This window comes from Streptomyces sp. NBC_01288, assembly GCF_035982055.1.
Taxonomy (GTDB): Bacteria; Actinomycetota; Actinomycetes; order Streptomycetales; family Streptomycetaceae; genus Streptomyces.
Map to the genome: position 1 here is coordinate 406,127 of NZ_CP108427.1, position 23,093 is coordinate 429,219.

The following is a 23,093-nucleotide window of genomic DNA, read 5'->3' on the forward strand; positions in this document are numbered from 1 at the left end:
CCGATCCATGAGCGGCCGATCCATGAACAAACCATCCGTGAACCGCGAGAGCCAGGTCAGCCGTACGGCCGCCATGGCCCTGATGCTTCTCCTGGCGATCTATTTCCTGCTGCCGATCTACTTCCTGATCGTCGCCGCAACCAAGCCGCAGGGCGACCTCGCCGCCACCAACGGCCTGACGTTCTCGCACTTCAACCTGTTCGAGAACCTGCGCGTCCTGTTCAGCCGCAGCGACGGCATCTTCGGCAAGTGGATCGTCAACACCGTGATCTACGCCGTGTTCGGCGCGGTCGTGGGGACGCTGATCTCCGCGCTGTGCGGCTACGCGCTCGCCAAGTTCCGTTTCCGGGGCCGGGAGTTCCTGTTCTCGGTCATCCTCGGCGGTGTCCTCGTCCCGACCACCGCGCTGGCGCTCCCGCTGTTCCTGCTGTTCTCGGCGACGGGCATCGTCAACACGTACTTCGCGGTGTTCCTGCCCAGCATCGTCAGCCCGTTCGGCGTCTATCTCGCACGGATCTTCGCCAACGCCGCTGTCCCGCAAGAGCTGTTGGAGTCGGCGCGGCTGGACGGCGCCGGTGAGTTCCGCACGTTCTTCTCGGTCGCGTTCAAGCTGATGACGCCGTCGCTGGTGACCATCTTCCTGTTCCAGTTCGTCGCGATCTGGAACAACTTCTTCCTGCCGATGGTGATGCTCCAGAAGGAGTCCCTCTTCCCGATCACGCTCGGCCTGTACGAGTGGAACGGCCAGACGGCCCGCGCCCCGCTCCTCCAGGAGTCCGTGATCACCGGCTCGCTGGTGTCGATCGTGCCCGTGATCATCGTGTTCATCCTGCTCCAGCGGTTCTGGCGCACCGGACTCGCCGCCGGTTCCCTCAAGTGACCGTCCCCGCACAGAAGGTGCCTCTCGCGATGCCCAACCCCGCTGTGTTCGTGCCCCACTTCCACTGGGACCGGGAGTGGTACGAGCCCTTCCAGGTGTTCCGGCACCGGCTCGTCGCCGCTCTCGACACCGTGCTGGAGACGGCGGAGACGGACCCGGACTTCCGGTTCACCGTCGACGGTCAAATGGCCGCCATCGAGGACTACTTGGAGATGCGGCCGGAGAACCGCGACCGCGTCGCTGCCCTGGTCGCCGAGGGCCGGCTCGCGGTGGGGCCGTGGCTGATCCTGCTCGACGAGTTCCTCTGCTCCGGCGAGACCATCGTCCGTAATCTGCGGATGGGTTGGGCGGTCGCGGCCGGGCTGGGTGGCGCGATGCCGGTCGGCTATCTGCCGGACATGTTCGGCCACGTCGCGCAGATGCCGCAGATCCTCGCCCGCGCCGGTATCGAGCACGCGGCGCTGTGGCGCGGAGTGCCCGGCTCCGTCGACGGCCACGCCTTCAACTGGCGTGCTCCGGACGGCTCCCAGGTCCGTACCGAGTTCCTCTTCGACGGCTACGACAACGGCCTCGACGTCCTGCTCGTACCCGACCGGATCGGCCGCGCGCTCGGCGACTACGCCGAGATGACGGCCGAACGCTGGGGCGGCGACCCGGTGTTGGCGATGGCCGGCACCGACCACAACGCGCCCGACCCCCAACTCGCCTCCTGGCTACGGCAAGCCGCCGACGAGGGCCGCGCGATCACCATCGCCACCCTCGACGAGTACCTCCGCAAGCACGTCCGCGACGAGGTGTCCGCCGTCGTCACCGGTGAGCTGCGCAGCCATGTGCGCGGCAACATCCTCCCTGGCGTGCTCTCGGTGCGGCTCGGTCTGAAGCAGCGGATGGCCGTCGCGGAGCGGACGATCGACCACGCCGAGCGCATGAACGCCCTGTGGTCCCGGCGCGACGACTCGCCGTTCCTCGATCTCGCCTGGCACAAGATCATCGAGTCGACCGCGCACGACTCGGTCGTCGGCTCCGGCACGGACGAGACCTGCGACCAGGTAGCCGCCCGCCTCGCCGAAGCCGCACAGGCGGCCCGTGCGGTACGGGACGCCGCGCTCACCGAGCCCGCCGAACTGGTCCCGAGCGACGGCTACTTGGTCGCCAACCCGCTGCCGTTCGACCGCTCGGTGCTGGTCGAGGTGGACGTCGTGGCCCCGCCGGAGGGCACCGCCCTGATCGCGACCGCGGCCGACGACTCGACAGCCCCCGTACAGCTGATCTCCGAGGCTCCGACCGTCCTCAGCGACGAGCGCATGGACGCCTCGCAGCTCGAACGCGTCCTCCGTCGCATCCACCGCCGCGAACTCTTCGGCCGCCAGATCGACCACTACGAACTCACCCCGGGCGCCCTGGTGTTCCACCTCGCCGAGGTGCCGACCGCCGGCCCCTTCGACCTGCTGATCCTGCGCCGCGAGGTGGCCGCAGCAGCAGCTGAACACCCCGGCGAGTGGCGGGTGTTGACGCTGGAGGAGGCCCGGGCCACCGCACTCGTACCCGTGAGCGTTCCCGCCTCCGGACTGGCGTCCTTCCGGGTCGAGCCGAGCGACCACGCCTCCGCCGCCGTACCGTCGGCGCATGCGCCTGCTTCGGCGACGGACCGCGCCCTCTCCAACGGCCTGGTCGAGGTCGCGGTCGCCGCCGACGGCACCCTGGATCTGACCGGGCCGGACGGCACCGTGCTGCACGGAGTCGGCCGCCTCGTCGACGGCGGCGACCGGGGCGACAGCTACAACTACGCTCCCCCGGCGCACGACATCCTCGTGTCGGAGCCGACGGAGATCGCCGTCGAGGTCGTCGAGAACGGCCCGCTGCGTGCGCGGCTGCGGGTCACCCGTGTCTACGAGTGGCCGACCGCGCTCTCCGCCGACCGTGATCTCCGCAGCGAGCAGACCGTGCCGACGCCTGTGGAGACCCTCGTCGAGGTACGTGCGGGCGAGCCGTTCGTGCGGGTCTCCACGTCCTTCCTCAACCAGTCCGCCGATCACCGGCTGCGCTTCCATGTGCCGTTGCCCGAGCGGGTGACCACGTCCGCGTCGGCCGGTCAATTCGCCGTCACCGAGCGTGGGTTGACCGCCGAGGGAGGTTGGGGCGAGTATCCGCTGCCGACCTTCCCGGCCGGTTCGTTCGTGTCAGCCGGTGCGGCCACCGTCCTGCTCGACCACTCCAGCGAGTACGAACTCGTCGGCGACGGCTCCGAACTCGCGATCACGCTGCTGCGCGCGATCGGCTCCATCAGCGTCAACATCCACCCCCTGCGCGACGAACCGGCGGCGAGCGAGATCCCCGTACCCGGTGCGCAGGACCTCGGGATGCGGATCGAGAACCGGTTCGCGGTCGTCCCCTCGGTGACCGGCTGGCGTGGCGCGAACGCGGTCGCTCTCGCCGAGGAGTTCCGCAACGACGTACTGGTCACGCGCGGCACCGCACCCGCAGGGCGTCAACTGCCGCCCGACACACCCGGGTTGCGCGTCGACGGCAAGGACGTCCTCGTCTCGGCCGTCCGCCGTGTCACCGACGACGAGCACGGCCCCGGTACCGAAGCGCGGCTGACCGCGATGAGCGACAGAGCGGCGACGACGGTCAGTGTGACGGGGTCGTTCAGCGAGGCCGCCACGGTCGATCTGCTGGGCCGGACGATCTCCCGCACCCAGGTCCGGGACGAGCTCGAACTCGCCCTCGGTCCCTGGGAGATCCGCACCGTCGTGCTCCGGTAGGCCGCCATGATCGAATGCAATGCACCCGTTCTGCTCTCACGAAAGCGTTGTGACCTCTTGCTTCCCGAGTTCTCCCCCCATGTTTCCGACCTCGCTCCCGGGCGTGGCGCCCTGCGTCCGGCGCGCTCGTGGCTGCACTCCGACGTGAAGTCCCTTTCCCTGAACGGGTCCTGGCGTTTCCGCCGGTCCGCCACGGCGTCGGCGGCGGAGGACTTCGCGGCCGACGGCTTCGACGACAACGCCTGGGACAGCATCCCTGTGCCCGCGCACTGGGTGCTTGAGGGCGATGGTGCGTACGGCCGCCCGATCTACACGAACATCCAGTTCCCGTTCCCGATCGACCCGCCGTACGTCCCGGACGAGAACCCCACCGGCGACTACCGCCGCAGTTTCGACGTGCCCGCCGACTGGTCGGACGCCGAGCGGGTCGTCCTGCGCTTTGACGGCGTCGAGTCGCTGTTCCGTGTGTGGGTCAACGGCACCGAGATCGGGAGCGCGAGCGGCAGCCGGCTCGCCCACGAATTCGATGTGACGTCCGCCGTACGCCCTGGTGAGAACGTCGTCGCCGTGCGGGTGCACCAGTGGTCGGCGGCCAGTTATGTCGAGGACCAGGACCAGTGGTGGCTGCCGGGCATCTTCCGCGATGTGACCCTGACCGCCCGGCCGGCCGGGGGCATCGAGGACGTCTGGCTGCGGACCGGCTTCGACGACGGACGCGGGCGGGTCGAGGCCGAGGTCGTCGCCGACGCTACGGCGTTCCCGGTGACCCTGCGCATTCCCGAACTCGATGTCGAGCAGGTCTGGGCGACGCAGGACGACGTGGCGCCCGTGGACATCGCCGAAGTGGAGCCCTGGTCGGCCGAGTTGCCGCGCCTGTACGACGCCACGGTGTCGACGGCCGCGGAGACCGTCTCCCTGCGGGTGGGTTTCCGTACGGTCGAGATCCGCGGGGACCAGTTCCTGGTCAACGGGCGCCGGGTCGTGTTCCACGGGGTGAACCGGCACGAGACCCACCCCGAGCGGGGTCGTGTCTTCGACGAGGAGCACGCGCGCGAGGACCTGGCGTTGATGAAGCGGTTCAACGTGAACGCGATCCGCACCAGCCACTACCCGCCGCATCCCCGGTTGCTCGACCTCGCCGACGAGCTCGGGTTCTGGGTGATCCTGGAATGCGATCTGGAGACGCACGGCTTCGACAAGGTCGGCTGGGTCGGCAATCCCAGTGACGACCCGGCCTGGCGCGAGGCGTACCTCGACCGGATCGAGCGCACGGTGGAGCGGGACAAGAACCATCCCAGCATCGTGATCTGGTCGCTCGGCAACGAGGCGGGCACCGGCAGCAACCTCGCCGCCATGTCGGCGTGGGTCCACACCCGCGACGCCGAACGCCCCGTGCACTACGAGGGCGACTACACCGGCGAGTACACCGACGTCTACTCGCGCATGTACGCGTCCGTGCTGGAGACCGAGCAGATCGGTACCGACGGCTCACGCGCCCCGCTGCTCAACTGCACGCCCGCACAGGGTGCCCGGCAGCGCACCAGGCCGTTCCTGCTGTGCGAGTACGCGCACGCGATGGGCAACGGTCCGGGCGCGTTCGACCAGTACGAGGCGCTGGTGCGCCAACATCCGCGCCTGCACGGCGGGTTCGTCTGGGAGTGGCGTGACCACGGCATCCTGGCCACGACCCCGGACGGGACGCCGTACTACGCGTACGGCGGCGACTTCGGAGAGGTCATCCACGACGGCAACTTCGTGATGGACGGCATGGTGTTGAGCGACGACGTGCCGACGCCGAGCCTCCACGAGTTCAAGGCCGTCGTGGCGCCGGTGCACTTCGCCTTCGACGGCGACAAGGTGGCGATCACCAACCTCCGGCACACGTCCGACACGTCCGACCTGCGCTTCCGCTGGCGGGTCGAGCACGACGGACTGGCCGTGGAATCAGGAGAGTTGGACGTTCCCCTCGTCGCGGCGGGCGATTCGGGCCGGGTGTCGCTGCCGTCGGTTCCGGTGTCGCCGGACGCCGAGACGTGGCTGACGATCGACGCGGTGCTGGCGACCGGAACCGTGTGGGCGCCCGAGGGTCATGTCGTCGCGACTGCCCAGCTGGACCGGTCGGTTCGGCGTCCTGCACCCGGTGGCCGTGGCCGGTTCGACCGGCAGCCCGGCGACGGGACGCTCACGCTCGGCGTCGCCGAGTTCGTCGGCGGGTCTCTCGTGAAGCTGGGCGAACGCGCCGTAGCGGGACCGCGGTTGGAGCTGTTCCGCGCGCCGACCGACAACGACAAGGGCGCGTGGGGCGAGGTCGACGAGAGTGACGCGAGCGTCTCCGGGGTGTCCAACGCCGAGCTGTGGTACCGCGACGGGCTCGACCGGCTGACCTCGCGCCGGGTGTCCGTGGAGCAGAGCGCGGACGCGCTGCGCACGGTCGACAAGGTCTCGGCCGCCGACTCCGCCCTGTCGGTGCTGGTGGAGTCCGTCTGGTCGCTGGCGGGCGACGGCGAGGTGGAGCTGCGGGTGGAGATCCAGCCCTCGCACGGCTGGCAGACGGTGTGGCCGCGGATCGGTGTGCGCTTCGACCTGCCCGACGGCACGGCTCCGGTCGACGGCGCCGAGTGGTTCGGCCTCGGCCCGCTGGAGTCCTACCCGGACAGCGTGCGCGCGGCCCGCACCGGCCGTTTCTCCGCGACCATCGGCGACCTCTCGGTCGACTACGCGCGCCCCCAGGAGACCGGTCACCGCTCCGAACTGCGCCGACTGGCCCTGACCAGCGGAAACGCCGAAGTGCTGCGCATCGAGGCCCTCCCGGACACCCACGGTCGCCGTCCCGGCTTCACACTCAGCCGGCACACCCCGCAGGAGATCGCCAAGGCCGGACACCCGTACGAGCTGCCGGAATCGACGACGAGCCGGCTGTTCGTCGACGCCGCCCAGCACGGACTCGGCTCCCGGGCCTGCGGTCCGGACGTGTGGCCCGAGTTCGCGCTGCGCCCGGAGGCCCGCACGATCAGGCTGCGCATCACCGCACCGAACTAGGCCGATACGGAGAGGGTGCGGTCTCGCACGGCGGCGGCCGCGCCCTCAGTATGGGAGGAGACGACTGCCGTCTCGGGGCCTCGGCCGGCGCGATCGAACCCGGTCGTCCCCGTGGGAAGGAGCGCTCCGATGCCCACCCTGCTGTCGGTGAATGTCGGTATGCCGAAGGACGTTCCCTGGCAGGGCAAGACCGTCTACACGGGTGTGTGGAAGTACCCGGTGGTCGGCCCGGCCATGGTCCGCCGACTCAACATCGACGGCGACGGCCAGGGCGACACCGAGGGCCACGGCGGCGAGCAGCGGGCGGTCCTCGTCTACCAGATCCAGTCGTACCGGCACTGGCAGCGGCACTTCGGCCGCGACGACCTCGGCTACGGCCACTTCGGCGAGAACCTCACCGTGGACGGCCTGCTCGACGACGATGTCTGCATCGGCGACCGGTACCGCATCGGCGAGGCCGAGTTCGAGGTCACCCAGCCGCGCGTCACCTGCTACCGCGTCGGCATGCGCTTCGGCGAGCCCGAGCTGGCCGCGCTGCTGGTGAGCCATCACCGTCCCGGGTTCTACATGCGGGTCGTGCGGGAGGGGCGGGTGCAGGCCGGCGACGGGATCGTACGGACCAGGACCGGTCCAGGCGCCCTGAGCGTGGCCGACACCGACGCGCTGCTCTACCTCCCCGGCCGCGACCCGGCCAAGCTGCGCCTCGCCCTGGACGTGCCCGCGCTGAGCCCCGGCTGGCAGGGGTCGTTCCGTGAACTGCTCGCCGCCGCCGACGGTACGGTGACCACCGCCCGCCCGGCTTGGACCGGTTTCCGCGCGCTGCGGGTGACGGATGTGGTCCCGGAGAGCACGACGGTCACCTCGATCCGGCTGACCGCCCCGGACGACTCCCCGCTCCCGGCCGCCCGCGCGGGCCAGTACCTGACCCTGCGCGTCCCCACTACGACCGGCCCCGCCCCGGTGCGCAGCTACTCACTCTCCGCAGCGCCCGACGCCGGCAGCTACCGGATCAGCGTCAAACACGAGCCCCACGGCACCGCGAGCGGCTACCTCACCACGCGGCTTCGGCCCGGCGCCGAGCTTGAAGTCGCCGCGCCCCGTGGGGAGTTCGTGTACGCCGAGGACAGCGGACCGGTGCTCCTCGTGTCCGCCGGCATCGGTCTCACGCCGGTGCTGTCGATGCTGCACGCGCTCGCCGCAGAGGGCAGCAAGCGCGAGGTCTGGTGGATCCACGGCGCCCGCGGCCCCCGGGAACACCCCCTCGCCGCCGAGGCACACGAGCTGCTCACCTCACTGCCGGACACGCACGAGCACGTCTTCTACAGCGCGGCCACACCAGAGGAACTCCAGCACGCCCACGCAGCACCGGGACGCCTCACGAAGGACAAGCTGATCGCGCTGTCGGTCCCGGCCGACGCGACCGCCTACGTCTGCGGCCCCGCCCCCTTCATGACCGACATGCGGCAGGCCCTCACCGAGGCCGGCATCGACCCCGCACGCATCCACACCGAGCTGTTCGGAACCCTGGGCGCGATCAACCCCGGCCTCACCGACCACCCCGCCCGCGCACCTCACCAGCCCCAAGGCCCGCCCGGAACCGGCCCGTTGGTGACCTTCGCGCGCAGCGGCATCGCCGTCCCGTTCGACGCCGACAACAACCGCAGCGTGCTCGAACTCGCCGACGCCTGCGACGTGCCCACCCGCTGGAGCTGCCGTACCGGCGTCTGCCACACCTGCGTCACGCCCCTGCTGTCCGGCACGATCACCTACTCCCCCGACCCGCTGGAGCCACCGGCCGACGGCGAGATCCTGATCTGCTGCGCCCGCCCCGGCACCGACCTCGTCCTGGACATGTGAGCGGCGTCGCGCACGCCCCGTAGAAAAGATTCCTCCGACCTGCAACCTCGATGCCCTCGGAACGTCTGTCCGGGTGGAGGCGCCTCCGAGCCAGGGCCTTCGCCACGGGAAGCCAGCCGTGGCGGCGGCCCGCCAGTCCTGTCAGCATCGACGATTCGAGGAATCACATGTCCGCAGGTCAGACCGTCCGCCGCAGCCTCCGCGCGGGCCGGGTCCGGATCGCCCTGGGCGTCACCGGCGCCGCCGCCGCGCTCGCCATCGGCGGCTCGTTCACCGCCCACGCCGACAACTCCGCGTCCGAGCCCACGCCGGTGCCCAGCCAGGTGACGTCCACCGAGCTGTGCCCGGAGCCGGTCGAGGCGGTACCGAACGGGGTCGACAACACCGTCAAGGACAACCAGGTGTCGTACACGACGACGAGCGAGGACCCGGTCGACGCGGTGCCGGGCGGCGAGTGCGTGGACCCGGGGCCGAACGTCGGCGACCCGGTCGAGGCGGTACCCGGCGGGAACGACACCGCCCCGCGCCATGCCGCCAGGGACGCCAAGCGGTGACAGTGCAGGCAGAAGCGGCCGAGCGCCGCTGATCGGTTACGGGCCATTCGGCGGCCCGTGCCGAGGTGGAGCCGCCGGGTACCTGCCCGGTGGCTCCACCACCCGTCCGGTGATTCCGGGCGGTCGTACGAAGACCTCGCTGTCCTGGAGATCCATGAACGCGGCGACGACCCCGGCCTACGGTGTACCGACGGGCGGCCACAGACCCCTACGTTTCCCGGCTCACACCTGGTCGGACACGCTGCGACGGGCGCTACGGCACCTGGTGCGCGGGGTGTCGCAGCGGCGCGAGGACATCCCGGTGGCGCCGGACGCACCGGCCGTACCTGTCGACCTCGGCGAACCCGGTATCGACGAGCTGTACGCCCACCGTCGCCTGCCCCTCGTCCGCTTGGCCCTGCTCCTGGTGGACGACCTCCCCACGGCGGAGGACGTCGTGCAGGACGTCTTCGCCGCGCTCTACCGCCGCCACGGCGAGCGGCTGACCGGCCTGGACAACCCCGACGCGTATCTGCGCACCAGCGTGGTCAACACGTCACGCTCGGTCCTGCGCCGCCGCCGTACGGTACGGGCCCATGTCCCCGAGCGCGAAGGGCACGCCCCGTCCGCCGAGGAACCTGTGCTGTTGCGCGAGGAGCACGGTGAAGTGATCGCCGCCCTGCACCGGTTGACCCGGCGGCAGCGTGAAGTGCTGGTGCTGCGGTACTGGTCCCATCTCAGCGAGGCCCAGATCGCCGACACCCTGGGCCTGTCCCGCGGGGCGGTCAAATCCACCGCGAGCCGCGCACTGGCCGCTCTGCGCCGACAGTTGGAGGCGTCCTCATGACGACATGCATGACCCCGGAGGCGTTCCGATGATCGAACAGGACCTCGGTTCCGGCCTCCCTCCGGACCCCCTCGAAGAGCGGCTGCGCAACGCCCTGCGCGCCCGGGCCGACTCCGTCGACGTGCACGCGCTGCGTCCCCCGGCCCCGCCGACCGGACAGGCCCGGCTGTTCCGGCTCCCGGCCATCCACCCGGTCCGCCGCACCGCCGTCGCGTTGCTCGTCGTGGCCGCCGCGGTGATCGGCGTCCTGTTCGTGGCGCTGCACGAGGTCCGGGAGCCACCGGTCAGGCCCGCGAACCGTCCCTCGGTGTCACCGACGCCCAACGCCACCGACGCCGTACCCGTTCCTCCCGAGTCGGGCGGGGTCACCGCGTCGCTCAATCCCTGACCGAGCGCGATGCATCTGGTCACCCGCGGAAACAGCTCCCGGCCCCGGCCGCCCACTCGCTCGCCGGAAGCTCAAGAAGCCGCTCGATCCGGTCGCTGTCCGGCAGGGGACCGTGATCGGCGGTCACCTTCAGGGCCGACGCCGCCGTGATGTGTCCCAGCCGCAGCGCACGCTCCATGCCTCCACCGCGCAGCAGCCCGGTCAGCACTCCGGCGGCGAACGCGTCGCCCGCGCCGACGGGCTCCACCACGTCCGTGTCCAGCGCGGGCACGGTCCGCACGCCTTCGTCGCTGAAGGCGATGGCGGAATGCCCGCCGTCCTTGACGACGAGCAGGCGCGGGTGGGGCAACAGCGCCCGCACGTCGGCCGGTTGGAGGTCCGCGCCCCACAACTCCCGCGCCTCGTCGAGGCCGACGAAGGTGATGTCGGCCTGGTCGGCGAGGTCGCGCAGCACGGTCGTGGCCGTACCGGGCGGCCACAGCGCGGGGCGGTGGTTGACGTCGAAGCTGATGGCGTACGGCCGTTCAGCGGGCGGGACGGTGAGCGCGGTGGTCACCAGGTTCCGGCAGGACGGGGACAACGCCGGTGTCACGCCCGTGAGATGGAGAATGGAGGCCGATCTCAGTCTGTCGTCGTCGAGTACGTCGGGGCCCATCGCCGAGGCCGCCGAGTTGCCGCGGTAGTAGTGGACCCGGGTCCGCGAACCGGTCGGCTCCTTCACGAGCAGCCCGGTGGGCCGCTCCGGATCACACCGCACACCACTCACATCGACACCCGACGCGCCGACCTCCGCGAGCACCCGCCGTCCCAACGGGTCGTCGCCCACGGCCGAGAGCCACGAGACGGGAACCCCCAGGTCGGCCAGATACATGGCCACGTTCGACTCCGCCCCGGCCACCGACACCCGCAGATCGTCGGCACACTCCAGGGAGGAGGACGGGGCGGGGGCAAGGGCCGCCATGGTCTCCCCGATACAGACGACCGCGCCCTCCGCCGACTGCCATCCGCTCGTCATGACCCCTCCCGCACGCACGAGGCGTCCTCAACGACGGTGAGAAACGCGCGAGTTCGGGCGCGCAGCTCGGTCAGGCTGCCGCCGTCGGCCGCGTCCCCGACCAGGGGCGAACCGACGCCGACAGCGGTCGCTCCGGCGTTCAGATACTCCCGCGCGGCCGACTCGTCGACGCCGCCCACCGGCACGAACACCTCGTGCGGGAACGGTCCACGCAGAGCCTTGAGATAGGCGGGACCGCCGGCCTCCGCGGCCGGGAAGATCTTCAGCGCGGCGACACCGAGGGGGCGTGCGGCGAGGATCTCGGTAGGGGTCAACACCCCGGCGATTACCGGCAGTTCGAGCCGGTGCGCCTCGCTGATACCGTCCCCCAGCGCCGGGGTGACGGCGAAGTTCGCGCCGGCCCGATGGGCGGCGCGGGCGTCGTCGGCGGTCAGGACCGTACCGGCGCCGAGGGGGCGGTCGGGGCCGAGTTCCTTGCGGGCCCGCTCGATGACGGACAAGGCGTCCACACCGGTCAGGGACACCTCGATGAGTTCGACGCCCTCCTCGGCGAGGGTCAGTACGGTGCGTACGGCGGCTTCCGGGTCGGTGCCGCGAATGATCGCAACGAGGCGGTGTGCGGCCAGGGCCGCTCGCAGATCCATGCGACGAATTCCCTTCCTGTACAGGTCGGTTCAGGCACAACGGCAGTTCGTGGTCAGCGTCAGCCGCCACCGCACTTCACCCGAGTCGGGTACCCGGGCGGCGTCATCAGGGCCCGCCTCGGCTAGGTCGAAGACGCGGCCGAGCATTGGTTCAACGCCGGTGCTGCGGTAGGGGTGTTGGGCGGGAAAGCCGCCCAGGTTGCGCCACAGGGCGATGGACACGGGCTGTCCGTCGGCTTCGAGGGCGAGTGAGAGCCGGTCGGCCTGGTCGTGGACGCAGCAGTGAGAAGCGCCCACAACGGCCCCTACTGCGGTGCCGTCATCCCGACCGAACCGGTCCAGGCGCAGCCCGCACGGCGCGGGCCAGTCGCCCTCCACCCATGAGGCACCGTCCGGCCACACCTGGTCCAACAGCCGCTCCGCCTCAGGGAACAGCCGGGTGCGCGCTCCATCGCGGATGCGCAGAAACGCACGGTCGGAGAGGTCGAGCAGAGCATGGGCGGCCCACACGAAGCGGAAGCCCGGGTCGGCCGTCAGGACGTAGTCGGCCACAACCTCGTCAGCCTCGGCACGCACTGTGCGCGCCAAGGTGAAGCGGTCACAGCGCAGGACATCCGCCCCGGCCTCCCGCGTCCAGGGTCTTGACCAGGCGTCCCCGTGGTCGGGAGTGCCCCGGACAGTCGGTATGCACTCCTCCAGTCCGCCCGCGTCCACGAAGGCGTCGCCGGGGGAAACGTTGTCGCGCTCCGGAGCCTCGCGGCGCCACAGCCACTCACGCCCCGCCAACCGCAGCGAGGTCCAACGCCCGCCGTGGGTACGGTCGATAACGATGTCCGACGGCACGGTCACCACTCCGCGAAGGAGCCGTCGGGGTGCCGCCACACCGGGTTGCGCCAGGCGTGGCCGGTGCGGTCGGCGGCGCGTACGGCGGCCTCGTCGATCGTGATGCCGAGGCCGGGGGCGTCACCGCGCAGGGCGTGGCCGTCGACGAACCGGAAGGGCGCGGGGTCGACGAGGTAGGAGAGCAGGTCGGCGTCCTTGTTGTAGTGGATGCCCCGACTCTGCTCCTGGATAAGGAAGTTGGGGGTGGCGAACGCGACCTGGAGACTGGCCGCCAGCGCGATCGGGCCGAGCGGGCAGTGCGGGGCGAGTTGGGCGCCGTAGGCCTCCGCGAGGGAGGCGATGCGGTGGACCTCCGAGATGCCGCCGGCGTGGGACAGGTCGGGCTGGGCGACGGCGATGCCCGCGGCGAGGACGGGCAGGAACTCGGCGCGTCCGTAAAGGCGTTCGCCGGTGGCGAGCGGTACCGGGCTCGACTCGACGAGGCCGGCCAGCTGATGGCTGTGCTCGGGCAGGACGGGCTCCTCGACGAACAGCGGGTGCAGCGGGGCGAGTTCGGCGAGGACGCGGCGGGCGCCGGCGGCGGTGAAGCGGCCGTGGAAGTCGACGGCGACATCGCGGTCGGGGCCGAGTGCCTCGCGGGCGGCGGCCACGCGGGCGACGATCGCGGCGGTCTCGGCGGGGGTGGGGATCGGTGAGGTGGCTCCGGCCGCGTTCATCTTCACGGCGGTGAAACCGGCCTCGACCTGGGCGGCTATCTGCTCGCTCAGCTGGGCGGGTTCGTCGCCGCCGACCCAGGCGTAGACCCGGACGCGGTCGCGCACGGGACCGCCCAACAGGGCGTGCACGGGGGCGCCGTACGTCTTTCCGGCAATATCCCACAGCGCCTGGTCGAGGCCGGCGACGGCGCTGGAGAGGATCGGGCCGCCCCGGTAGAAGCCACCCTTGGTCAGCACCTGCCAGTGGTCCTGGATGCGCAACGGGTCCTGGCCGACGAGGTGTTCGGCCAGCACGTCGACGGCGGCGCGCACGACTTCGGCGCGCCCTTCGACGACCGGTTCGCCCCAGCCGACCACGCCGTCGTCGGTCTCGACGCGGCAGAACATCCAGCGGGGCGGGACGAGGAAGGTCTCGACACGGGTGATCTTCACTGAGACCGGGAGCCTTCCGTTTCTTCGGAGTCCTGAACGGGGTCCGCTGGGGAGCCCTCGTCCTCTTCGGAGTCGCCGAGGCGGTCCAGGTCGCGGCCGGCCTGGTCGAGCAGGGCGCGCATCGCGGCCTCGGCGGTCTGCGGGTCCTGGTCGCGTACGGCGTCCAGGACGGCGCGGTGGGCCGGGACCGGGTCCTCGCTGTGCGGGGCGCTGTGCACGATCCGGTCGCGGTGCGCGAGGCCGGACTCGATCACCATCTCCATGCGTTCGAGGAGTTCGTTGTGGGTGGCGGCGAGCAGCGCGCGGTGGAACGCGAGGTCGGCCTCGACGGCGTGGGCGGCACCGCTGCCCTCCTCCCCCATCGCGTCGAGGGCGCCGTCCAGGGCGGCCAGGTCCGCGTCGGTGCGACGCAGGGCGGCCAGGCGTACGGCGGCGGGTTCGATGATGGCGCGCACTTCGGCGAGGTTGTGCAGCAGCGCCCGGTCGGACTCCGAGGTGGAGGCGCCCTCGAACTGCCAGCGCAGCACGTCGGCGTCGAGCAGGTTCCACTCGGCGCGGGGGCGTACGAAGGTGCCGCGCCGCTGCCGGGCGTCGACCATCCCCTTGGCCGCGAGCACCTTCAGCGATTCGCGCAGCGCGGTCAGGCTCACGTCCAACTCGCTCTGTAGCGCCACGAGATCCAGCGTGGCCCCCTCGGGGATCTCACCGCCCAGGATGCGGCGGGCGAGGAGTTCCACGGTCTGGCCGTGGACGCCTCGACGGGCATAGGGCGTCATGTCGTACAGCCTTTCTGCTGGTTGGGGAGCGTGGTCATGCGGAGGCCTTGACGACGCTCCAGCCGCCGTCCACCACGAGACTCGTCCCGGTGATGAAGGAGGCTTCGTCGGCGCTGAGGAACGCGATGGCCGCGGCCACTTCCTCGGGGGTGCCGAAGCGGCGTACGGCCGTCTCGGCGATGCTGCGTTCCCGTTCGTCGGGCGGCACTCTGTCCCAGGCGGCGGTCAGTATCGGTCCCGGCAGGACGGCGTTGACGCGCACAACAGGCCCGTATTCGACGGCGAGTTGGCTGCACAGGGAGAGCAACGCGCCCTTGGCGGCGGCGTAGGCGGGATGCCCGGGGATGCCCTTGTGGGCGTGCACGGACGAGGTCAGCACCACCGCGCCCCGCCGCTCCTCCAGATCGGGCAGCACCGCCCGGAACCCGAGGAAACTCCCGGTCAGATTGACGTCGAGCTGCCGCTGCCAGGACGGCAGGGTCATCTCGTGGGCGGGTGTGACGTCGACGGTGAAGGCGTTGCTGACGAGGACGTCGACGGGCCCGAAGGCGTGCGCGGCACCGACGATCCGCGCCCAGTCCTCCTCGACCGCGACATCGGCGGCCACGAACCGCGCCCGCCCGCCGTCCTTCCCGATCCGCTCCGCCACCGCCGCGCCCCGCTCCTCGGCGATGTCGGCGAGCACGACGGCGGCTCCCTCCTCGGCGAGGCGTACGGCCGTGGCGGCTCCGATGCCGGAGGCCGCTCCGGTGACCACGGCCGTGCGTCCGGTGAAACGGGCGCCGTGCCGTCGTACGGACTGGTCCATCGGGGTTCGACTCCTTCGCGTCCTGCGCGTTTCTCGCGAGAAAGGGCTTGCCGGAAACATACGGGGCTCACTCACGCAGCAGCACGATCAGGTCGGCATCATGATCGCCGCTCCACGCGAACGGCAGCCCGTAGTGCAGCAGATGGGCTCCGCTGTACGTCGTCCCCGTCGCCGTGTCCCGATAGCGCGCCGTCGCGTCCAGTCCCCGCAGCCGAAGCCGGTCCGCCCGCCCTGGCACGAGCGGCGCCCCGTCGAGCCGCCCGGTGCTCAACGCGGCGACGACGGTCCGGTCCCCGGCGTCGTACTGGACCCCGCAGCTCGGCTCCTCCGGCGTACCGAGGAGTCGCGCCTCACCATGGTGGATCACGTTCCGCACCTCCTTGTACCGGCCGATCCACCGGGCGGCCTCGGCCCGCTGCTCCGGTGTCCACGCGCGCAGGTCGGCACCGACACCCAGCACCCCGCACATGGCATTGACAAAACGGAAGGCGAGACTGCGCGGACGTGGATCGAAGATGCCGGGCGCGTCCGTCACCCAGGAACTCATGACGTGCGGGGCGTGCGCGTGCAGGAACCCGTACTGGATCGAGAGCCGGTCCAGCGGTGCGGTGTTGTCGCTGGGCCAGACGACGTCGGTGCGCGCGATCGTCGCATGCTCGATCCGCCCGCCGCCGCCCGCACAGCCCTCGATGGTGACGTCGGGGTGGGCGGAACGGAGGTGGTCCAGGACGCGCAGATACCCGGCCACGTGCTCGGCGTCCAGGTCGACGCGGCCGGCACCGGGACGACCGCGCTCGGTGGGCGGGCGGTTCATGTCCCACTTGAGGTAGCTGATCTCGTAGGTGCCGAGCAGCCGGTCGAGCGTCCCGATCACGAAGTCCTGGACGTCGGTCCGACCGAGGTCGAGGAGCAGCTCGTTGCGGACGAGTCGGCCGGGGCGGCCCTCTATTCGGTAGACCCACTCGGGGTGTTCGGCGTACAGACGGCTCCCGGGGCTGACGGCCTCGGGTTCGACCCACAGGCCGAAGTCCAGGCCCAACGCCCTTACGTCCACGATGAATTGGTCGAAGCCCTGCGGGAAGGCGGCCGGGTCGGGCCACCAGTCCCCCAGTCCCCCGGTGTCGTCGGCGCGCCCGGTGAACCAGCCGTCGTCCACGACGAACAGCTCGGCCCCGATGTCGGCGGCCGTCTTCGCCAGCTCCAGTTGCGCGGCCGCGTCGACGTCGAAGCCGGTGGCTTCCCAGGAGTTGTAGAGGACCTTGCGGGGGCGGTGCAGGCGTTGGCCGGTGAGGTGTCGCTCGTAGCGATGCCAGACGCGGGAGAGTCCGTCGAGGCCCTCCGGACTGAAGGCGCAGGCGAGTTGGGGGGTGGCGAGGGTCTCGCCGGGTGCGAGCAGCACCGCCCCCTCGTGCGGGACACGGCCCGCCCGGACCCGCACGGAACCGCCGGGTTCGGCCTCTGCGGTGATGTGCCAGTTGCCGGGCCAGGCGAGGGCGATACCGTACGCGGCCGGCGACTCGCCGTCCTGCACCGCGAGCCAGGGCGCGTACGCGTGTCCCGGCACACCTTGCAGGCTGCCGATGCTGAACGTGCCTCTGGGCAGGTCGAGTTGGGTGCGCTGGAACTCCTGCGACCACTGGCCCGTGAGGTATGTCAGGCGGGCGACGCCGGTGACGGGGATGTTCACGGCGGCCGAGTCGAGCCGCTCCAGGCGGAGTTCCCGCGAGGCGGCGGTGAACTCTGTCCAGCGGAGGATCACGTCCGTGCTCGGCACGGTCTCGTAGTGAAGGACGGTCCGGAGGCCCAACAGCTCGTCGTGGAACGCGAGTCGTAGCGTGCCTTCGTCCGCTTCCGCCCCGACGAACTCCCACCACACGCCCCGGTCTTCGCCGTCCGGACGCGACGCAACCAGCTCGGATCCGGTGAACGGCCGTAGCCCGTACGGCAGATACTCGGCCGGCGCCGCGTCGGCGGGTGTGATGAAGTGTGTCCGCCTCGACCAGTCCAGGGCGGAGGGACCGTCCTCGACGCCGAGCGGGCCCCATGCGTCGAGTTCGGCCCAGGGGCCGTCCGGGGACAGGCGCACGGTGTAGCTGGTGTTCTCCGTGCGCAACGTCCAGCGCTGGTGGGTCACTTGACCGCCCCGAGGTTGAGCCCGGCCACGAAGTGCCGCTGGAAGCGCAGGAACACGGCGACCGTGGGAGCGGCGGCGATGACGGAACCGGCCGCGATGACGTTCCACATCGACACGAACTGGCCCTGAAGTCCGATGAGCGCCGCGGTGATCGGCATCTTCGTGTCGCTGCGCAGCACGGTGATCGCCCAGAGCAGGTCGTTGAAGATCCAGGTGAAGGAGAGGGCGCTGAGCGCGGCCAGGGCGGGCCGGGTCAGCGGAAGGATGATCCGCCAGAAGATCTGCCAGGGGCCCGCGCCGTCGACGACCGCCGCCTGCTGGATCTCCGCCGGGATAGACCGCATGAATCCGTGCAGGACGAAGACGTAGAAGCCGACGCCGAAGCCGATCTGTACGCCGATGAGCGCGGGCAGGGTGTCGAAGATGCCCATCACTTCGCTGAGCTTGGAGACCGGGATGAGGAGGATCTGCGGCGGGAGGAGGTTGCCGCCGAGCATGATGAGCAACAGGGAGCGGCGGAAGGGGAGTTCGTAGCGGCTGAGGGCGAAGGCGGCCATGGCGGCGAGGGCCAGCGTGATCAGGACGCAGGGGATGGTGACGACCAGGCTGTTGATGAGGGCGCGCTGCTGGCCGCCGTCGACCCATGCCTGGCGGAAGTTGCCGAGGGTGAAGGAGTGCGGCCAGCTGCCCAGGCCGTGCGTGGCGATGTCGTCGAAGGAACGCAGGCTGGTCACCAGGACCAGGGCGATGGGCAGCAGCCACAGGATCGCCAGCGCGCCCGCACCCAGGTGGAATCCGGCGGTCGCGGCCCGCTTGCGGCGCAGGGCCGTGGAGTTGGCGGACATCAGTCGGCCTCCCGGAACGCGCGGACGAGGTAGGAGCAGATGACGCCGAAGGCCAGCACGAAGATGACGACGGCGAGCGCGGAGCCGTAGCCAAGTCGTAGGGACTGGAAGGCGGTTGAGTACATGTAGGTGCTCAGCAGCTCGGAGGAGTGGTAGGGGCCGCCGCGGGTCAGGGACCACACGACGTCGAAGGAGCGCAGTGAGTCGATGACGATGACCGACAGAACCACCGCGTTGACACTGCGCAGTTGGGGCAGCGTGACGTGCCGCAGGCGCTGCCACGCACTCGCGCCGTCGACCTTCGCGGCCTCGTACAGGGCCGGGTCGATGCCTTTGAGGCCGGCCAGGTAGAGGACCATGACGTAGCCGATCTGGCGCCAGAGCGCGGGCACGATCACGGCGTACAGGGCGGTGTCCTGGTCGGCGAGCCAGGCGTGGCGGAGGCTGCCGAGGCCGACGGACTGGAGGAGTTGGTTGAGGACGCCGTCGGGTTGGTAGATCGCCTGCCAGACGAGGGCGGTGGCGACGAGGGAGAAGACGACCGGCAGGAACAGGGCCGCTCGGTAGAAGCCGACGCCGCGCCGCTCCTGTTGGAGCAAGAGGGCTGCGGCCAGGCCGAGCAGGGCGGACAGGCCGCCGAAGAGGACGAGCCAGAGGATGGTGTGGCCGGCCGCGCTGCGGAAGACGTCGTCGTGGGCCATCTCCCGGAAGTTGTCCAGGCCGACGAACCGCGGTGCGGAGACACCGTCCCAGTCGGTGAGGGCAAGGTAGAAGCCCTGCACGGCGGGCCAGAACACCCATACCGCCTCGACGAGAAGCGGGACGAGGACGAAGGCGAGCACCAGCGGGGAGGTGCGCCGGGGGCCCCGAACCCGCTTGCCCTTGGCGGGCGTTGGGGTCGGGGACTTCCGGTCGGGCGCGGTCAGGACGGCCATGTCACGCGTTCCAGATCTTCTCGGCGTCGCGCTGCCAGTCGGTGAGGATGCTCCCGATCGACTTGGGCTTGGCCAGGAACTTGATCAACGCGTTGTCGGCGGTGGGCTGGAGGGCGTCGCTGGAGTCCCGGTTGAAGAACTGGGTGATCTCCACGGCCGAATCGACGTGCTTGCGGCCCTTCTTGACCAGTGCTGTACCGGCGTCCTTGGCGTCGGGGTTGCAGGGCAGGACGGTGCCGGAGGAACCCTTGATGTAGATCTCCTGGGCCTCGGTGGTGGCGAGGTACTTCATCAGGTCGATCACCTGGTCGTGGCGGCCGGTGCGGGCGCTGGCGAAGTAGCCGTCCACAGGCGCCTCTTCGGCGAGCGGGACCTTGGAGTCGATGACGGGGAAGCGGAAGAAGTCGATGTCGTCCAGCGCGCTCTTGGGCGCCGCGTCGGCGAAGAAGGTACCGATGAGCATCATGCCGCTGCGGCCGTTGAGCATGGAGGTCGACGCGTCCTGGAAGGCGACGGCGGCGCCGTTCGGGTCGAAGTACGGCAGCACCTCCTGCCAGCGGTCGAAGACCTTGCGCACCTCGGGGTCGTCGAACCGGTGCTTCCCCGCGAGGAGTTGGCGGTGGTACTCGGCGCCGTTGATCCGGATGTCGAGGTAGTCGAACCACGCCGAGGCCACCCAGGCCGTGCCGCCGCCGGCCCCCAGCCCGATCGGGGTGACGCCCTTGCTCTTGAGCTTGTCGCACAGGTCGAGGAACTCGTCCCAGCTCTTCGGCTCGCTCACGCCCCACTTGGCGAAGTTGGACTTCCGGTAGAACATGCCCCACCAGTAATAGGTGTTGGGCACGAAGACCTTCTTGCCCGAGCTCGCGGTGCACAGCGAGTTGAGCGCCTTGGAGTAGCGCTTGAGGTCCGGCGAGGTGCTCCACGCCTCGTCGAGGTCGAGCAGCAGGTTCTTCTTGGCGTAGGCGTCCGCGACCGAGCCGGGGTACCAGGTGTAGACGTCCGGCGGGTTGGCCGAGGTGAGGTACGTCGGCAGCTGGGTACGGAAGGTCTCCGCCGCGACCGTGTTGAGGCTCGCGCGGTCGGAGCCCTTCTTGGCGTAGGCGGCGACGAGGTCCTGCATCGCGGCCTTGGCCTGCGGGGCGGAGAGGTTGGACTGGAGGCTCACCGCGCCCTTCGACGAGCTCTTGCCGGAGGAGGTGGAGGTGACACAGCCGCTGAGCAGCGCCGCCGTCCCCGCGGCACCGAGTCCGGCGAGGAAACGGCGTCGGTCTGGCTGATGGTTCGTCATGAATGGCTCCCTGTGGATCCCGCGCGGATCCGGATGCACGCAGATCCGGATGCACGCGGTTCCAGATTCACGTGGTGTCCCCACCACGTCAAGAATAATTACTAATTTAGTTGAACTGGGTCAGGTGAACGTAGCCGTCGACTCCGCGGAACACCGCGTCGACCGTCCCGCCCGGCCCGGCCACCGCCCCGAGCGCACCGTCGAACGCGCCGCTGGGGAAAGCCTGTTGCTTGGTCCAGCCCTGCCACGCACCGTTCTCGTACCGCTGCTGCCAGAGCGTGTAGTCGGCGGCCCGCGCGTACAGCACCACGGCATCCCCTACGGCGACCAGCGTCGGACTCCCGCTGACGGTCCCGCCGACCGACGCCCACGGCGACCACTCCCCCGACACGTCCCGGGACCGCGTCCACACGTCGTCGGCCGCGCTGCGCACGGCGACCTGCACCTTCCCCTGCGCGTCCACGGCTGCGGACGGCCGGCCGTACACCGCCCGGCCACCGGGTGCGCCGAGCGAGGTCCAGCCGGTCGAGGGCCCACGCTGCACGACCTGCCCGTCCGTGCCCGTGGCGAACAGCGTCCAGTGCGCGGGATCGGTGAACGCCACCGACGGCGCGTCGGCCACTTGGCCGCCCAGGCTCTGCCACGCACCCCAACGACCACTGGCGTAGACCCGCCGGTACACCCGGGAGTCGGCCCCGCGCACGAAGACGTCGATCCGACCGCCGGCCGAGGCGTAAGCGGCGGGCTGGCCGAGAATCCCGCCCTTCGCGGGACCGCCGAGATCCTTCGTCCTGCCGTCGGTCTGCTGGACGAGCGAGCCGTGCGCTCCGCGCAGGAAGGTGGTGAGCCTGTCGCCGTCACGTACGACAGTCGGACTCGCGGTGGTCTTCTGGCCCAGGTTCGTACCGGGCAGGGCGTCCGCTCCGGTCAGCTTCAGGAGTGCGGTGCCGTGCGCGGGGACCTCGACGGTGTACGACCCCGTGTGCGAGCCCCGGTCGGCGCGAGCCCGCAGGTCGCGCACCCGGACCGACCCGCCGAGCCCGGTATCCGCGAACTGCACGGTGCGCAGGGCGGGTTGGTCGGACCGGTTGAGCAGGACGACCGCGCGTCGGCCGTCACCGGTGAGGACCTTGCTGTAGACGTCGCCGACGGAGTCACTGGCCACGCGTACGCCCTGGACGGCCAGCGGGTCCTGGTCGACGGCGATGATCTCCGGGTTGCGCAGAGTGTCGAGCATCGAGTCCGACAGGGTGCGCGGGTCGGAACCCAGGACGAGCGGTGAGCCCATCTCGGCCCACATCACGTACTGCGTGGTGGACTCCTCCTGGGTCAACTCCAGTGTGCCGTCGGTCATTTGGCGCATCGGGATGAGGTAGTCCGGGTCGTTGTAGTGCCCGGGTCCCTGCGCCTCGGGGTGCCAGGCGTTGGCGTCCATGTTGCGCAGGATGTTGGGCCATTGACCGGGGCTCGGGGTGCCCCAGGCGATGTCCGTGCCGGTGCGCCAGGAGTCGGCGATCGTCGGGGCGTAGACGTACGTGTTGTGCGCGTCCTGCTCGGGGGTGTGCGGCAGGCCCCAGTCGTCGGTGAGCGGGTTGCACAGGTTCAGGAGCATCTTGCGGCCGGACTTGGCCACCGCGTCGCTGAACTCCTTGAACGCCGGGCCCGGATCGAGCTTGGCGCCGATGCCGCACAGGAAGTCGACCTTGACCGCGTCGACCTTCCAGCCGGCGAACTGCCGTGCGTCCGCGTCGTAGTGGCCCCTGCTGCCGAGCCCGCAGCTCTTGCCGCCGTCGTAGGCGCCGGCGTCGGTGTAGATGCCCGCCTTCAGGCCGCGCTTGTGCAGATAGGAGACGAGGGCGGGGATACCGGAGGGGAAGCGGGTCGGGTTGGCGACCAACCGCCCTTGCGCGTCACGCGGGTTGTCGGCCTGCCAGCCGCCGTCGAGCCACACGATGTCGTAACCGGCGTCCCGCAGACCGCTGTTGACCAGCTTGTCCGCGACGGAGCGTACCTGCTGCTCCGTGGGCGCGCCCAGACCGTAGTAGGTGTTCCAGCCCATGTAGGGCGTCGGCGCGAGGCCGCTGTCGTAGTAGTCGGGTGCGCCCTGGTCGACGCCGGTCTGCGCCGTGGCCGCGGATGCCTTGGTCTGCGCCGTGGCCACCGGGGCGGCGGTCGCCGCCAGTACGGTCGCGATGGCGACGACGGTGGCACGGCGCGTCCGTCTCGAAGCCGCGGGTGTGCGGACCTGCGGATGTGAAGTCACTTGCCTCTCCCGAGGGTTGGGAAGCAGGAGGACGTGACGCGGGCCGCACTGCGACAGGGGCTTCCGGCGTCACGGCGACGAC

General features: G+C 70.7%; 18 protein-coding genes. 7 read left to right on the forward strand and 11 right to left on the reverse strand.

Going from position 1 to position 23,093, the window contains the following annotated elements; all coding sequences use genetic code 11:
* Nucleotides 1–22: 22 nt before the first annotated feature.
* The 7 genes from OG194_RS01915 (at nucleotide 23) to OG194_RS01945 (ending at nucleotide 10,309) form a co-directional block, all read left to right on the forward strand.
* Nucleotides 23–880: a carbohydrate ABC transporter permease gene (locus OG194_RS01915; RefSeq protein WP_327399030.1), complete on the forward strand. Its 858-nt coding sequence runs from the start codon at nucleotides 23–25 to the stop codon at nucleotides 878–880.
* Between the two features lie 29 nt (nucleotides 881–909).
* Nucleotides 910–3,645 (forward strand): alpha-mannosidase, encoded by a 2,736-nt coding sequence (locus tag OG194_RS01920; RefSeq protein ID WP_327399031.1) that lies wholly within the window; start codon nucleotides 910–912, stop codon nucleotides 3,643–3,645.
* 6 nt (nucleotides 3,646–3,651) lie between these two features.
* Entirely contained in the window at nucleotides 3,652–6,684 is a 3,033-nt protein-coding gene (locus tag OG194_RS01925) for a glycoside hydrolase family 2 TIM barrel-domain containing protein (RefSeq protein WP_442811479.1), read from the forward strand.
* Nucleotides 6,685–6,813: 129 nt separating this feature from the next.
* Nucleotides 6,814–8,541 (forward strand): MOSC and FAD-binding oxidoreductase domain-containing protein, encoded by a 1,728-nt coding sequence (locus tag OG194_RS01930; RefSeq protein ID WP_327399033.1) that lies wholly within the window; start codon nucleotides 6,814–6,816, stop codon nucleotides 8,539–8,541.
* A 167-nt stretch (nucleotides 8,542–8,708) separates the two neighbouring features.
* Entirely contained in the window at nucleotides 8,709–9,095 is a 387-nt protein-coding gene (locus OG194_RS01935; protein ID WP_327399034.1) for a hypothetical protein, read from the forward strand.
* Nucleotides 9,096–9,249: 154 nt separating this feature from the next.
* Nucleotides 9,250–9,921 (forward strand): SigE family RNA polymerase sigma factor, encoded by a 672-nt coding sequence (locus OG194_RS01940; protein ID WP_327399035.1) that lies wholly within the window; start codon nucleotides 9,250–9,252, stop codon nucleotides 9,919–9,921.
* 28 nt (nucleotides 9,922–9,949) lie between these two features.
* Nucleotides 9,950–10,309, forward strand: coding sequence for a hypothetical protein (locus OG194_RS01945; protein WP_327399036.1), 360 nt, complete (start codon nucleotides 9,950–9,952; stop codon nucleotides 10,307–10,309).
* Between the two features lie 19 nt (nucleotides 10,310–10,328).
* Here OG194_RS01945 and OG194_RS01950 read toward each other — a convergent pair whose 3' ends face one another.
* The 11 genes from OG194_RS01950 to OG194_RS02000 form a co-directional block, all read right to left on the reverse strand.
* Nucleotides 10,329–11,324, reverse strand: coding sequence for a sugar kinase (locus OG194_RS01950; RefSeq protein ID WP_327399037.1), 996 nt, complete (start codon nucleotides 11,322–11,324; stop codon nucleotides 10,329–10,331).
* A complete protein-coding gene (locus OG194_RS01955) occupies nucleotides 11,321–11,968 on the reverse strand; it encodes a bifunctional 4-hydroxy-2-oxoglutarate aldolase/2-dehydro-3-deoxy-phosphogluconate aldolase (protein ID WP_327399038.1) in 648 nt (215 codons plus the stop codon). Before OG194_RS01955 ends, OG194_RS01950 begins: the two co-directional genes overlap by 4 nt.
* A gap of 30 nt (nucleotides 11,969–11,998) precedes the next feature.
* Complete coding sequence (locus tag OG194_RS01960; RefSeq protein ID WP_327399039.1) at nucleotides 11,999–12,817, reverse strand: hypothetical protein; 819 nt, start codon at nucleotides 12,815–12,817, stop codon at nucleotides 11,999–12,001.
* Nucleotides 12,814–13,959 carry a galactonate dehydratase gene (gene dgoD / locus OG194_RS01965; RefSeq protein ID WP_327399040.1) on the reverse strand — a complete coding sequence of 382 codons (1,146 nt, stop codon included), beginning with the start codon at nucleotides 13,957–13,959 and terminating at the stop codon, nucleotides 12,814–12,816. Before dgoD ends, OG194_RS01960 begins: the two co-directional genes overlap by 4 nt.
* The gene (locus OG194_RS01970) at nucleotides 13,956–14,735 is read right to left on the reverse strand and encodes a FadR/GntR family transcriptional regulator (RefSeq protein ID WP_327399041.1); all 780 of its coding nucleotides are present in this window, start codon (nucleotides 14,733–14,735) and stop codon (nucleotides 13,956–13,958) included. Before OG194_RS01970 ends, dgoD begins: the two co-directional genes overlap by 4 nt.
* A gap of 34 nt (nucleotides 14,736–14,769) precedes the next feature.
* Nucleotides 14,770–15,543: an SDR family NAD(P)-dependent oxidoreductase gene (locus tag OG194_RS01975; RefSeq protein WP_327399042.1), complete on the reverse strand. Its 774-nt coding sequence runs from the start codon at nucleotides 15,541–15,543 to the stop codon at nucleotides 14,770–14,772.
* Between the two features lie 67 nt (nucleotides 15,544–15,610).
* Nucleotides 15,611–17,677, reverse strand: a complete 2,067-nt coding sequence (locus tag OG194_RS01980) for an alpha-galactosidase (protein ID WP_327399043.1) — start codon at nucleotides 17,675–17,677, stop codon at nucleotides 15,611–15,613.
* Nucleotides 17,674–18,522 (reverse strand): carbohydrate ABC transporter permease, encoded by an 849-nt coding sequence (locus OG194_RS01985; protein ID WP_327399044.1) that lies wholly within the window; start codon nucleotides 18,520–18,522, stop codon nucleotides 17,674–17,676. The genes OG194_RS01980 and OG194_RS01985 overlap by 4 nt, the downstream gene beginning before the upstream one ends.
* Nucleotides 18,522–19,457, reverse strand: a complete 936-nt coding sequence (locus tag OG194_RS01990) for a carbohydrate ABC transporter permease (protein ID WP_327399045.1) — start codon at nucleotides 19,455–19,457, stop codon at nucleotides 18,522–18,524. The genes OG194_RS01985 and OG194_RS01990 overlap by 1 nt, the downstream gene beginning before the upstream one ends.
* Nucleotide 19,458: 1 nt before the next feature.
* A complete protein-coding gene (locus OG194_RS01995) occupies nucleotides 19,459–20,748 on the reverse strand; it encodes an ABC transporter substrate-binding protein (RefSeq protein WP_327399046.1) in 1,290 nt (429 codons plus the stop codon).
* A 106-nt stretch (nucleotides 20,749–20,854) separates the two neighbouring features.
* Complete coding sequence (locus OG194_RS02000; RefSeq protein WP_327399047.1) at nucleotides 20,855–23,011, reverse strand: glycoside hydrolase family 27 protein; 2,157 nt, start codon at nucleotides 23,009–23,011, stop codon at nucleotides 20,855–20,857.
* Nucleotides 23,012–23,093: the final 82 nt, after the last annotated feature.